Annotated in this window: 11 protein-coding genes; 4 read left to right on the forward strand and 7 right to left on the reverse strand. The window is 73.9% G+C overall.

The annotated features are described in order from the left end of the window. Positions 1 to 76 precede the first annotated feature (76 nt). On the reverse strand, positions 77 to 1,375 hold the full coding sequence (locus tag ACL02O_RS19000; protein WP_412819433.1) for a hypothetical protein: 1,299 nt from the start codon (positions 1,373 to 1,375) through the stop codon (positions 77 to 79). Positions 1,376 to 1,535: 160 nt separating this feature from the next. On the opposite strand from ACL02O_RS19000, the gene ACL02O_RS19005 reads away from it, so the two are divergent. Continuing rightward, positions 1,536 to 1,964 carry a VOC family protein gene (locus ACL02O_RS19005; RefSeq protein ID WP_412819434.1) on the forward strand — a complete coding sequence of 143 codons (429 nt, stop codon included), beginning with the start codon at positions 1,536 to 1,538 and terminating at the stop codon, positions 1,962 to 1,964. Between the two features lie 3 nt (positions 1,965 to 1,967). On the opposite strand, the gene ACL02O_RS19010 is transcribed toward ACL02O_RS19005, so the two are convergent. Further along, positions 1,968 to 3,137: a hypothetical protein gene (locus ACL02O_RS19010; protein ID WP_412819435.1), complete on the reverse strand. Its 1,170-nt coding sequence runs from the start codon at positions 3,135 to 3,137 to the stop codon at positions 1,968 to 1,970. 254 nt (positions 3,138 to 3,391) lie between these two features. On the opposite strand from ACL02O_RS19010, the gene ACL02O_RS19015 reads away from it, so the two are divergent. Both ACL02O_RS19015 and ACL02O_RS19020 read left to right on the forward strand, forming a co-directional pair. Further along, positions 3,392 to 4,933: a gluconokinase gene (locus tag ACL02O_RS19015; RefSeq protein WP_412819436.1), complete on the forward strand. Its 1,542-nt coding sequence runs from the start codon at positions 3,392 to 3,394 to the stop codon at positions 4,931 to 4,933. Between the two features lie 50 nt (positions 4,934 to 4,983). Beyond that, positions 4,984 to 6,495, forward strand: a complete 1,512-nt coding sequence (locus ACL02O_RS19020) for a GntT/GntP/DsdX family permease (RefSeq protein ID WP_412819437.1) — start codon at positions 4,984 to 4,986, stop codon at positions 6,493 to 6,495. Between the two features lie 326 nt (positions 6,496 to 6,821). On the opposite strand, the gene ACL02O_RS19025 is transcribed toward ACL02O_RS19020, so the two are convergent. From ACL02O_RS19025 to ACL02O_RS19045, 5 genes are all read right to left on the reverse strand, one after another. After that, the gene (locus ACL02O_RS19025; RefSeq protein WP_412819438.1) at positions 6,822 to 7,106 is read right to left on the reverse strand and encodes a putative quinol monooxygenase; all 285 of its coding nucleotides are present in this window, start codon (positions 7,104 to 7,106) and stop codon (positions 6,822 to 6,824) included. A 50-nt stretch (positions 7,107 to 7,156) separates the two neighbouring features. Beyond that, positions 7,157 to 7,915, reverse strand: a complete 759-nt coding sequence (locus ACL02O_RS19030) for a MerR family transcriptional regulator (RefSeq protein ID WP_412819439.1) — start codon at positions 7,913 to 7,915, stop codon at positions 7,157 to 7,159. Between the two features lie 165 nt (positions 7,916 to 8,080). Next, positions 8,081 to 8,719, reverse strand: a complete 639-nt coding sequence (locus ACL02O_RS19035) for a hypothetical protein (protein WP_412819440.1) — start codon at positions 8,717 to 8,719, stop codon at positions 8,081 to 8,083. Positions 8,720 to 8,848: 129 nt separating this feature from the next. After that, positions 8,849 to 11,143: a putative bifunctional diguanylate cyclase/phosphodiesterase gene (locus tag ACL02O_RS19040; RefSeq protein WP_412819441.1), complete on the reverse strand. Its 2,295-nt coding sequence runs from the start codon at positions 11,141 to 11,143 to the stop codon at positions 8,849 to 8,851. A gap of 118 nt (positions 11,144 to 11,261) precedes the next feature. Next, positions 11,262 to 11,777 (reverse strand): ArsR/SmtB family transcription factor, encoded by a 516-nt coding sequence (locus tag ACL02O_RS19045; RefSeq protein ID WP_412819442.1) that lies wholly within the window; start codon positions 11,775 to 11,777, stop codon positions 11,262 to 11,264. 86 nt (positions 11,778 to 11,863) lie between these two features. On the opposite strand from ACL02O_RS19045, the gene ACL02O_RS19050 reads away from it, so the two are divergent. Then, positions 11,864 to 12,817: a S41 family peptidase gene (locus ACL02O_RS19050; protein WP_412819443.1), complete on the forward strand. Its 954-nt coding sequence runs from the start codon at positions 11,864 to 11,866 to the stop codon at positions 12,815 to 12,817. Positions 12,818 to 12,839 lie beyond the last annotated feature (22 nt).

Genomic DNA, 12,839 nt, shown 5'->3' on the forward strand with positions numbered 1-12,839 from the left:
GGCACCGGGCCGGGCCAGGGTCGGCGCCCCGGGACGAACCCGGGTGGCGGCGGCACGGCTGCCGACCGGGGACCGGTCAGGCGACGTAGACCGGGCGGCGGGTGCCGCCGTGGCCGGCGCACGGCCCGCCCGGCAGGCCGGTCCGGCTGACCAGGTCGTCCTCGCACTGGACCAGGTATCCCCTGCCGTCCCAGAGGTTCGCGGTGCAGGAGAACCAGTCGCACACGTCCGGGGCGGGGTCGTAGACGAGAGAGCCGCCGCAGTAGTTGTAGCCGTACGGGTTGGGCGGCGCGCCGCAGAGGTCCGCCGCCGTGGGGCTCGGCGAGGTGGACGGGGTCGGCGAAGAACTGGGCGGCCCGCCGGGCGGGGACGGGGGATGGACCGGGGTCCGGCCGGCCGTGGGCGTCGGCGTCGCGGCGGCGGTGGCAGACGGGGCGGGCGCCGATGCCCCGTCCGGCGGCCGGTACGGCGTCGTGCCGGCGGTGCGGGGCTCGGTGGAGCCGGCCGGCGCGCCGAGGCCGGTGGACGGGGACGGCAGGGTCGGGTCGGCCGGCGTCACCCCGGTGCCCCGGTCCACCTCCATCCCGACCACCGGCCGGGCCGGTACGGAGCCGTGGACCACACTCGCGACCGCCGCGAGGGCCAGCGCCACCGCTACGGCGGCGATCAACGCCGGCCGGACGAGCCGGGCGGTCGCCGGGGCGTCGGCGGGGGTGGCCGGTGCCGGGATCGGTGGCCGGTCGTGCCAGTGCGCCACGATCGCGTCGTCGAGCCGGTCCAGCAGTGCCGCGCGCGCTCCGGTCGCCTCGGCGTACGCGACGGTGATCCGTAGCCGGAAGTCGGACGCGGCGACCCGGGGCACCCGGACGCCCCGGATCCGGCCCGGGCCCTGCGGATGAAGCAGGGTGAACGGCTCGCCGGGATGGTGCGCCAGCCCGGCGACCGTCCGGTACGGCCATTCCTGGCACCCGTGGCGCCCGGCGAGGATCAGCCGCCGGTCGGTCACCACGGCCGTGCCGGCGTCAACCACCTCGACGCCCTTCGGGGGCCGGGGCGAGGGCCGGGTGCCCGCGACGGGCACGACGGTCAACTCCACGGTGGGCAGATCCGCGGTGTGCCGGGCCGTCACCTCGACGAGTTCCGCGGCGGGCTGCACGGACAGCACGATCTCGTCGTCGTCGAGGTCCACGGGGAGTCCCGCCGCCGTCTCGGCCCGGGGTACGGGCTCCTCGGCCTCGGCGTAGAGCCGGCGTAGCTCCTCGTCGCACCGGCGCCAGGTGTCCAGCGCCGCGTCGTACGCCGCGCGTCGCCGCTCGTTCTCCCGTCCGACCCACCGGGCCCGCCAGCCGCGGGCCGCACCGTCTGTCGCCGTCACCGGGTCGCCTCGCATCGTGAAGGGGCTTCCGCGTCCATGCGGTACAACCCGGCGTGTCCGGGAAGGACACGCCCGGGCATCGACGGGTTTCGGCTCGATCCGGGTGACCGATCGGTGGAGGGGGCGTCGAACCAGCTCGCGACCGGTACGGTCGGCGGGCATGGAGCAGCGTGTCAGCCTGATCACCCTCGGCGTGGCCGACCTGGCCCGGTCCCGCACCTTCTACGAGCGCCTCGGCTGGCGGGGCCAGGAGGTCGAGGAGACCGTCTTCTTCCAGGCCGGCGGGCTGGCCCTGGTGCTGTGGGGGCGGGACAAACTGGCCGACGACGCCGGCCTCGCCGACCGGGGCGACGGCGGTTTCGGCGGAATGAGCCTGGCGCAGAACGTGCGCAGCCGCGCGGAGGTGGACGCGATCCTGGGCCGCGCGGCCGAGGCCGGGGCGACGGTCACCCGGCCGGCCCGGGACACCTTCTACGGCGGGTACGCGGGCTGCTTCACCGACCCGGACGGTCACCTGTGGGAGATCGCCTGGAATCCGGGCTTCCCGCTCGCCGAGGACGGCTCACTGACCGTGCCGGACCTCGGCTGAGCGTCAGGTCCACACCGTACGGCGGAAACCCCGGTGCCCGGCACAGGAGTCGCGCTGTCCGCCGGTCAGGCTGACCGTGCCGTCGCGGCACTGCACCAGCCAGCCGCGCCCGGACCAGAACCCGGGTACGCAGTCGAACCAGTCGCAGACCCCCTCGGCCGGCTCGCGGATGCGGGAGCCGCCGCAGAAGTCGTACCCGTAGGGATTGGCCGGGGCGCCGCAGCGCCGCTCGGCGACCGGTTGCGGTGCGGCGTCGCGCGACGGGGAGGCCGTCGGGGCGGAACGGCTGCGGTGGGGCTTGGGGCCGGTGGTCTGCTCGACCGGCACGACCGGGGCGAGCGGCGGGGCCGTGGGCGTGGCGGTGGCCGCCGGGGTGGCGGCGGAGGCGACCTCCGAGCCGGGCCGTACCGGCGGGTCGGACTCGAAGAGCATCGCCGGCACGATCAGCGCGAGGGCCGCGCCGGCGGCGACGGTCCGCCGGCCGCCCGGAACCAGCGCCGACAGGTGCGCCTGGGCCGGGGTGACGATCGCCGGGCGGACCGGACGGGCGGCGGTGTGCTCCTCGATCAGCTCGTCGAGCTGGGCGACGACCGCCGCCCGCTGTTCGATCGCGTCGGCGAAGGCAAGGGTCAGCTTGAACCGGAAGTCGGCGACCGCGCCGGTGGGCAGCAGCAGCCCGGAGGTCCGCCGCCGGTCGAGGACCTGGATCAGCGTCACCGGCGCGCCCGGGTCGTGGGACAGCCCGGTCATCCGTCCGTACGCCCAGTCGCGGCGGCCCCGTCCGCCGAGCAGGACCAGCCGCCGGTTGGTGAGCACGGCGAGCCCGGCGTCGGTCACCTTGACCCCCTCGGGGCGGCGCGGGCGCACCACCGGCGGGTCGGGGTCGACGAGCAGTTCGGGGGCGGGCAGCACGGCGGTGTGGCGCACCTCGACCAGTTGCGCGGCGGGCAGGGTCCAGAAGACCACCTCACCGGGGGACAGCTCCATCGGTAGGCCGGCGCCCGCGTCGGCCGAGCCGTGGAAGGACCCGGCGAGGGTACGCAGCCGGCGCAGCTCCTCGTCGCGTCGCCGCCACGCCTCGTCGGCCGCGCGGAAGGACCGCTGCCGCCGCTCGTTCTGCCGGTGCGCCCACCGGTAGCGCCAAGTGGAACCCGTCGAATCAGTCTTCGCCACGCCGACTCCTCCGCCGCGCGAGCCCACCAATCGGGGTGTCATTCCCATCAACTGGTCGGTAAGGGCAGCAAGACACGCGAAAGTCACCAATCTGACCGATCGGCTGATTGACTCGCACGATAGGCGGAATCCACCGCGTCGAATCCACCGCACCGGGCGGCCGCCGCCTGCGTCCGCTTCGCCGTACACGCGCATCGGAGCGTCGGTAACGTCAGCCGCACGGGGCACCGCGGCCCTCACGAGGAGGTGAACCGGTGAGCGGAACGGCCGTCGTGGTGGGGGTGGACATCGGCACCACCAGCACCAAGGCGGTCGCGTACGACACCGGCGGCCGGCAACTCGCCGTGCACTCGATCGGCTACCCCCTCGACGAACCGCAACCCGGGTACGCCCAACAGGACCCGGGACAGATCTTCGACGCGGTGGTCGGCTCGGTCCGGGCGGTGGTGGAACAGCTCCACGAACCGGTCGCCGGGCTCTCCTTCAGCACCGCCATGCACAGCCTGATCGGGCTGGACGCCGCCGGCACCCCGCTCACCCCCTCGCTGACCTGGGCCGACTCCCGGGCCAGCGCGCAGGCCGAACGGCTGCGCGCCGTACCGTCCGGGCTGGCCCTGCACCGGCGCACCGGCACCCCGGTGCACCCGATGGCCCCGCTGTCCAAGCTGGTCTGGTACGCCGAGCAGGATCCCAAGCTGCACGAACGGGTCGCGCACTGGGTGAGCATCAAGGACTACGTGCTGCTGCGGCTGACCGGCGCGCTGGTCACCGACCACTCGGTGGCCTCGGCCACCGGGCTGATGGACATCCGCCGGCTCGTCTGGGACGCGGAGGCGCTGCGCATCGCCGGCATCACCGAGCAGCGGCTGCCGCAACTCGTTCCGACCACCCATGTGCTGCCCGGGCTGACCGCCGAGGCGGCCCGGGCCACCAGCCTGCCCGCCGACACCCCGCTCGTGGTCGGCGCCGGCGACGGGCCGCTGGCCAACCTGGGGCTCGGCGCGGTGCACCCCGGCGAGGTGGCCTGCTCCATCGGCACCAGCGGCGCGATGCGGGTGATGGTGGAACGCCCCGGCGTCGACCCGCTCGGCGGCGTCTTCTGCTACGCCCTCACCGAACAGCGCTGGGTGGTCGGCGGCGCGATCAACAACGGCGGCATCGTGCTGCAGTGGGCCGGCGAGGCGCTCGCCCCCGAACTCGGCGAGAACGCCGAGGAGGAGTTGCTCGACCTGGCCGCCCGCGCGCCCGTCGGCTCCGGCGGGCTGATCATGCTGCCGTACCTGCTCAGCGAGCGGGCCCCGCACTGGAGCGCGCTGCCGCGCGGCGCGTACGTGGGGCTGACCCACGGGCACCGGCGGGAACACCTCGTCCGGGCCGCGCTGGAGGGGGTCTGCCAGCAGCTCGCGCTGGTCCTCGCCTCGGTGAAGGCGGCCGGCAACGAGGTACGCGAGGTCCGGGCCAGCGGCGGCTTCGCCCGCAGCGCGCTGTGGCGGCAGATCCTCGCCGACGCGCTCGGCATGCCGGTGCGCTTCCCCGCCGGACACGAGGGCTCCAGTTTCGGGGCGGCGCTGCTCGGCATGCAGGCGCTCGGCCTGATCGAGTCGATCGACGTCGCCGCCGACCTGGTGAAGATCGACGAGACGGTCCGCCCCGACGCGGCCGCGGCCGCCACCTACGCGGCCCTGCTGCCGCTCTTCTCGGAGCTGTACGACGCGCTCGTACCAACGTTCGCGTCGCTGCGACGGCTCGCGCCCAGCCTGCCGCCGGAACCACCGCCCACCGCCCCACCACAGTGATCGCCCGTCCTTGGGCACGGACGACTGACTAATCAAAGGTCGTGATAGTCGTGGTCACACTGCTCGCCGCACCGGCGCAACCGCTCACCGACGCCGGGCACACCCAACTGGTCGTCGCCGCCCTGCTCGGCATCGCCGCGGTCGTGCTGCTCATCGCCTGGGGCAAGGTGCACCCGTTCCTGGCGCTCATCCTCGGCGCGGCCGTGCTCGGCGTGGTCGCCGGCGTCGCGCCCGACAAGATCGTCACCTCGTTCAGCGCCGGGGTCGGCTCCACCGTCGGCGGTGTCGGCCTGCTCATCGCCCTCGGCGCGATGATCGGTGGCCTGCTCGCCGAGTCCGGTGGCGCGGACAGCATCGTGGCACGGGTGGTCGCCCGGGTGTCCGGCGCCGGCCTGCCCTGGGCGATGGCCGGGGTCGCGGCGCTGATCGGGCTGCCGCTCTTCTTCGAGGTCGGCGTCGTGCTGCTGGTGCCGATCGTGCTGCTGGTGTCCCGCCGGGTCGACGTACCACTGATGAAGATCGGCATCCCCGCGCTGGCCGGCCTCTCCGTGCTGCACGGCCTGGTCCCGCCGCACCCCGGCCCGCTGGTCGCGATCGACGCCCTCGGCGCCAACCTCGGCCAGACCCTCGCCCTCGGCCTCCTCGTCGCCATCCCCACGGTGATCGTCGCCGGTCCCGTCTTCGGCAACTTCATCGCCCGCTACGTACCGGCCACGGCACCGGAGGCGCTGCTGCCCACCCGCCGTCCCCTCGCCGTCGCCGATCCCGGACGGCCCACCACACCGGGCGGCGGCCGGCTCGACGCCGACGGCGACCTGGTCACCGAGGACGACCTGATCAACCCGGGCGCCGGCCGCCCCGGCGAGCCGATCGAGGAGGGACAGCGCCCCCGCCGGGCGCCCGCGCTCTGGGCGGCCGTGGTCACCGTGCTGCTTCCCGTGGTGCTGATGCTGCTGCGCGCCATCGGCGAGCTGACCCTCGCCGAGGACACCGCCGGCCGCAAGACGCTGGACATCATCGGCACTCCGATCGTCGCCCTGCTCGCCGGCGTCATCTTCGCGATGATCTTCCTGGGCTACCGGACCGGGTTCAGCCGTACCCAGGTCTCCGGTTTCCTCGGCGGGTCGCTGCCCGCCATCGCCGGCATCCTGCTGATCGTGGCGGCCGGCGGCGGCTTCAAGCAGGTCCTGGTCGACGCCGGGGTGGGCGGCCTGGTCGCGGACGCCGCCGAGGGCGCGAACGTCTCCCCGCTGCTGCTCGGCTGGCTGGTCGCCGTCGGCATCCGGGTCGCCACCGGCTCGGCCACGGTCGCCACCATCACCGCCGCCGGCATCGTCGCACCCCTCGCCGCCACCCTCCAGGGGCCGGAGGTGGCGCTGCTGGCGCTGGCCATCGGCTGCGGGTCGCTGTTCTTCTCGCACGTCAACGACGCCGGCTTCTGGCTGGTCAAGGAGTACTTCGGGCTGACCGTCGGGCAGACCATCAAGAGCTGGTCGGTGATGGAGACGATCATCTCGGTGGTCGGCTTCGCCGGTGTCCTGCTGCTCGACCTGGTCTTGTAGCGGGGCGCGGAGGGCCCGGCTGTGCCGCCGACGCGATCCTGGCCGGGCCGCCTCACTCTCCAGAACGCCTACGAACTTGATGACGTGGACGACTCAGGCCGGGGACGGCGACCTGCTCGGCTTCCCACCGGTCCCCGCCGGGCCCATCGGTCCCGCCAGTGACTCGTCTGCATCATCAAGTTCGTAGGCGCTTCGAACCCTCTTCCTCGCCGGGCTGGTGCGCCGCGGAAGCGCCGTCGTCGCCCACCCGCCAGCGCACGTCCCGGCCGTGCGCGCGGAGGTGCACCTGGCGATGCCGCCGCCACACGGCCGCCTCCCGTAGCAGATCAGGGCGCCTCGACGCCGGAGATGCGGAACCTGTGTACCTCCGCGCCGCGGATCGCCGCCACCTGCTCCTGGTCCGGGCCGGAGCCGCGGAAGGCCAGCAACTGCTCGTCGGTGTCCCACCGCTCGTACACGTTGATCCGGCCCGGCTCGACCAGGTCCGCGCTGACCGCGAAGTCGACGCAGCCCGGCGCCGAGCGGGCCGCCTTGACGGTCTCCACGCAGGAGGCCAGGTAGGCGTCCCGCTCGGCGGAATCGACGTACAGGGTGCCGGCGACGATGATCACGTGACCTCCCGTGGCTGAGCCGTCCGGGCCATCCTGCCAGGCGGGTCGGGTCAGGCCCGGCTGATCGCGTTGGCGTGGATCGCCTCGTTCAGGTACGCGGCCAGCCCCGGCCGGATCTTCTCGTAGTACGCGGTGAACCGCGGGTCGGCCAGGTACATGTCGGCCAGCCCGGTGTGCATCTCGTACGAGCAGTCGTAGAACCAGCGGCTGATGAGCTGCCGGTGCTCCTCCGCGAGGTCCATCGCCTCCGGGCCGTCCGCCGGGGCGCCCGACTCCATGAGCGCGGTGATCCGCCGCCCCCAGTCCTCGTTCTCGGACTTGTTGCGCAGCCAGTCCTCCTTCGAGTACCGGGCGGCCCGCTCGGTCGACTGCCGGTACGCCTCGGTGCCGCCCCAGCGGCGCTCCGCCTCCTCGGCGTGCGCGTCCGGGTCGAAGTCCCCGAACACCTCGAAACGCTCCTCCGGCGTGAGCTGAATGTTCAACTTTCTCGCCTCCATCGCGAACTCGATCGCCGCGACCATCTCCCGCAGCTTCCCGATCCGCCCGGTCAGCAGCTCGTGCTGCCGCCGCAGATGCGGCAGCGGATCCCCACCCGGGTCGTCGAGGATCTCGGCGATCTCCTCCAACGGGAACCCCAGCTCCCGGTAGGCGCGGATGAGCTGCAACCGCTCCAGGTCGGCATCGTCGTAGCGGCGGTAGCCGGCCGGGCTGCGCCCGTTCGGCGACAGCAGCCCGATCTCGTCGTAGTGGTGCAACGTCCGTACGGTCACCCGGGCCGCCCGGGCCACCTGACCCACCGTGTACGCCATGGTTCCCTCCCTTCCGCGACCAAGGCTCCCGCCTCCCGCTGCGTGAGGGTCAAGCCCGATTCTGCCGCCGCCCCGCCCCGCCGGGCCGGGACCGGAACAGCGACCGCCCCCGGCCTCCCGAGGGGGTGGGAGGAGACCGGGGGCGGCCAGGTGCGGGACCGGGGTTCAGGCGTTGACAGGCTCCTTGGTCTTCTCCGGGGCGGCGAACGCCTCACTGGCCGGGGTCCGGAAGGCGTGCCACAGACCGGCGATCGAGAGCAGCAGGAGCAGCGCCGCGCCGAGGTACATGGCCAGCGCGCCCTGCTCGGCCTTGTGGCCGAACTCGCTGAAGCCGTACGAGGTGAGCAGCAGGCCGCGCAGCGTCTCACCCTTGAACACAGTCTCCCGCTGGGCGGTGACGTCACCGAGCTGCTTCTGCAGGTCGGCCAGGTTGGCAGCCTTGGCCTGCTCGGCCTGGGCCACCTGCTCCCGGAGCGCCGCCTGCGGCTCGCCCAGGTCGGAGAAGGTCTTGCCGCCGCCGATCGACTTGAGGTGCAGGCCGATGAACTCGTTGGCGTAGCACTCGGCCTGCTTGCCGGTGGTGAGCGGCTGGCCGGCGTACTCGCGCAGGCAGTCCGACTTCTTCTCCTCGTCGGTCAGCGTGCTGGCCGGCTTGAAGGTGATGTGCTGCGCGGCGAGCTGGTCGTGCACGTAGTCGTTGGCGAAGTTGGCATTGCTCGTGAGGACGATGCCCACGACCAGCAGCAGGACCGCGAGGCCCAGCCCGCCGATGCTGAACAGCAGATCCAGTGTCCGTCGCTTCATGTCGAGCTCCTGTATGGATGGTGGCGGCTACCTGTTGACGGATCCATCTTCGCGACACCACCGCCCGCTGCAGCAGGGCCGAACCCCCCGTACCGGCCGGGACCTTAGGCCCTCCTCACTACGGGCCGGTCAGCGGGCCGCGTCGACCGGGGTGAGCGTGGCGAGCAGGTCGGGCAGAGCGGCCGGCCGGCCGTACCGCCAGCCCTGGCCGTGCACGCAGCCGATCGCCGCCACCGCGGCGTGCTGGGAGCCGGTCTCCACCCCCTCGGCCACCACCACCAGGTCGAACGCGCCGGCCAGCCGGTTGACCATCTCCACCGTGGCGTACGCCCGACTGTCCTCGACGTCCAGCCGGGCCACGAAGGACCGGTCGATCTTCAGCTCGGTGGCCGGAATGCGGTGCAGGTAGCTCAGCGAGGAGTAGCCGGTGCCGAAGTCGTCGATGGCGATTCGTACGCCGAGTTCGCGGAGCTGGGCCAACCGGTCCAGCACCGCCTCGCTCCCCTCGATCAGCGCCGACTCGGTGAGTTCGAGGGTGAGCGCGCGGGGCGGCAGGCCGGCCGCCCCGACCGCCCCCGTGACCGTGGCGATCAGGTCGGGCCGGCGCAGGTGGGCGGCGGCGATGTTGACCGCCACGGTCACCTCGGGGGCGTGCTGCCGCCAGGCCGCCGCGGCCCGGCACGCCTGCCGCAGCACCCACCGGTCGACCGTCAGGATCAGCCCGGTCTCCTCGGCCAGCGGCAGGAACCTCGCCGGGGGGAGCACCCCGAGCCGGGGGTGCCGCCAGCGGACCAGGGCCTCGGCGCTGCGTACCGCGCCGGTGGCCAGGTCGACGATGGGCTGGAACTCCACCAGCAGCTGTCCCTCGTCGACCGCGCGGCGCAGGTCGGCGATCAGCTCGGCCCGGCTCACCGCCGATTCGCGCAGCTCCGGCGTGCAGGTCCGGTACGCGGACTTGCCCGCCGCCTTCGCCGCGTACATGGCGATGTCGGCGTCGCGGAGCAGGTCGGTGTGGGAGGTGTGCTGCGGGCCGTACTCGGCGATGCCGATGCTGGCGGACGGGTGCACACCGAGGTCCTCCTCGCCGGGCAGCGGTTCCAGGGCGGCGAGCAGCCGCGCGGCGAGCCGCTCGGGCGGCACCGTCCGGCCCCGGTCGACCAGCACCGCGAACTCGTCGCCGCCAAGCCGGGCGATCATCCCGTCGGCGCCGACGGCGTCCCGCATCCGCTCCGCGATGGCGGTCAGCAGGCGGTCCCCCGCGGCGTGCCCGAAGCGGTCGTTGACCTGCTTGAATCCGTCGAGGTCGAGCAGCAGCACGGCGACCGGGCCGCCGTCGCGCAGCGCCCGGCGCAGCCGCCGGGTGAACGTGAGCCGGTTGGGCAGCCCGGTGAGCTGGTCGGAATAGGCCAGCCGGCGCAGCCGGCCGACCAGCCGCAGGTTCTCGTTGGCGGCCAGCCCCTGTCGCACCGCGAGGGCCCCGAGCAGGGCCATCATGCCGATGAAGATCAGGTGCGGGGTCTGCCCGGTGGGCCGTCGGGAGAGCACCACCGCGACGATGGCCCCGCCGACCGGCAGGTACGGCAGGGCCACCCGCCACCACGGCGGCGGCGGCGAGTCGCTGATCTCCTCCTCGCCGTCGCAGCCGGCCGGCGGTGGGTGGCTGGTGGCGGCGCCCATCAACAGGTAGCTCAGCGGCCAGCAGACGTCGATCGGGTGGCCGGCGGCGTAGCTGCCGTGCGCGACGAGGGAGACGTAGGCCGTGTCGGCGGTGGCCCGGATGGCGAGGCTGGCTCCGATCAGGGTGAGCGCCCGCCACATCGGACGCGACGGCCCGGAGATCGCCACCAGGATGGTGAGCTGCATCAGGTCGAACATCGGGTAGAGCAGCCCGAAGGTGCGCAACGGGTCGGCGAGGTCGGCGGCGGCGACCTCGCGGAACGCCACCACCCAGCCGATCGGGATGAGCGCCAGCGCGACGATCACCCCGTCGAGCACGGTGCGCACCTGTCCGATCATGCTGCGCGGGGCGGCCAGGGAGCAGAGCAGCGCGGCGGTGCCGGTGACGATGCCGGCGGTGAAGAGCCCGCCGACCAGCGGGGTGTGCGGCAGCGGATGCCCGCCCAGCCGTTCGACCGTCCACACGGTGCGGCCGAGCGCGGCGAGCGCCATGGTGACGGCCAGCAGCGCCCAGAACCGGCGCAGCGGCACCGGGTGCCGGCGGGCCGCCCGGGTGCAGGCGACCGTCGCCCAGCTCGACACGGCCACCGCGCCGAGGTCGCTGACCAGGGCCGCCTCGGGCAGGTCCGCGAGCAGCCAGCCGGCTTCGCCGAGCACGACGAACGCGGCCGCGACGAGCCCGACGCGGCCGGCGAGCGGGGAGCGGGCCCGCGCCGTCATGGCCGGGTCCACGTCCTGCTGGGGCACAAGGTCGCTCCGGCTCTCTCTCAGACGTGCACCCTCGGCGATGAGGACCGGTTGCGGACGGCGAACGGCGCTAGCCTAGCCAGCCCCGGTTACCACCGCCACATCCGATCGGCGGGCGTCACTTGGTCGTGGAGCGCGGCTGCTCTCGTCGGTAGAGGGCGACCAGGACGCCGTGGCGTGGCTGCTCCGGACCGGCCTCCTCGGCGTCGCCGACGAGCTCCTCCAGGGTGGCCCGGAGCCGTCGCGCCTGCTCGGGGGTGAGCCGCAGGTGGCGCAGGTGCAGCAGCGGGTCGGGGTCGCCGGACAACTCCTGCGCGACCGCGCCCAGCAGCGCGGCGGTGGCCTCGGCGTCGCCCTCGCCGCCGATCAGCCGGAGGAAGGAACGTTCGTGGTACTGCTCGGTGCCGCCGCGGACCTGCCGGGTGTGCGCGAGCCGGACCATGCCGGCGTCGGTGAGCACCTTGAGGTGGTGGGCGACCGTGCCCTTCGCCGCGCCCAGCCCGGCGGCGAGCTGGCTGATGGTGGCGGGCCCGGCGCCGAGCGCGAAGAGCAGCCGGTGACGGAACGGGTGGGCGAGCGCCTTGAAGTGGGCCGGGGTGCGGACCTGGAGCGCGTCGGGGATCTCGTCGGGCACGACAGAAAGCGTCCAATTCTCTTGACGCTTTGTCAACCGGCTGCTCTACTGATCCGCACCCAACACTGTGGAAGCGGGGACACGAGATGCGCCAGGACGAGATCACCGAGGTCGTCGAGCGGTCCGCGAAGCTGGTCGCCGAGCACTACGTCTTCCCCGACGTCGCCGAGCGGATCGCCGCGCACCTGGGCGATCGCCTGCGCGCCGGCCGGTACGCCGACGTCGCCGGGCCGCCGGCGCTCGGCGACCTGGTCACCGAGGACCTCCAGTCGGTCAACCAGGACCTGCACCTGCGCCTCAAGCACCACGTCACCGCGCTGCCCGAACGCGACCAGGACCCGGACGAGGACGCCTGGGCCGCGCTGACCGCCCGACAGATGGGCGGCGTGGCCCGGGTGGAACGACTCGCCGGCAACGTCGGGCTGCTGGACCTACGGCCCTTCCTCGCGCCGCCCCAACTCGGCGGCGCGGCGGTCACCGCGGCGCTCGGCCTGCTCGCCGGCACCGACGCGCTCCTGCTCGACCTGCGCGGCAACCGCGGCGGCAGCCCCGACATGGTCGCCCTCATCTGTGGCTGGTTCTTCGCCGAACCGGTCCACCTGCACACCATGTACAACCGGGCCGGCGCCGGCCGGCAGTTCTGGAGCGCCGCCCACCTGCCGGTCCCCCGCTACGACCGGGACAAGCCGGTATACGTGCTGACCGGCCCCGACACCTTCTCCGGCGGCGAGGAACTGGCGTACGACCTCCAGCAGCTCGGCCGGGCGACGCTGGTCGGTGAGCGGACCCGGGGCGGCGCCCATCCCCGGACCGGCTTCCGGGCCCACCCGCACCTGGAGCTGACCGTGCCGGTGGCCCGACCGGTGCACGCGGTCACCGGCACCAACTGGGAGGGCTGCGGGGTCGCCCCCGACGTCGCGGCGCCGGCGGGCGAGGCGCGGGACACCGCGTACCGGATGGCCCTGGAGAGCCTGCTCGCGGCGGACCCGCAGCGGCCGACGGCGGACGAGGCCCGGGAGGCGGTGGCCGCCCTCGCCTGAAAGTGGCGAGCCGGCGATCACT

This window comes from Micromonospora mangrovicola (assembly GCF_047200535.1).
Lineage (GTDB): Bacteria > Actinomycetota > Actinomycetes > Mycobacteriales > Micromonosporaceae > Micromonospora.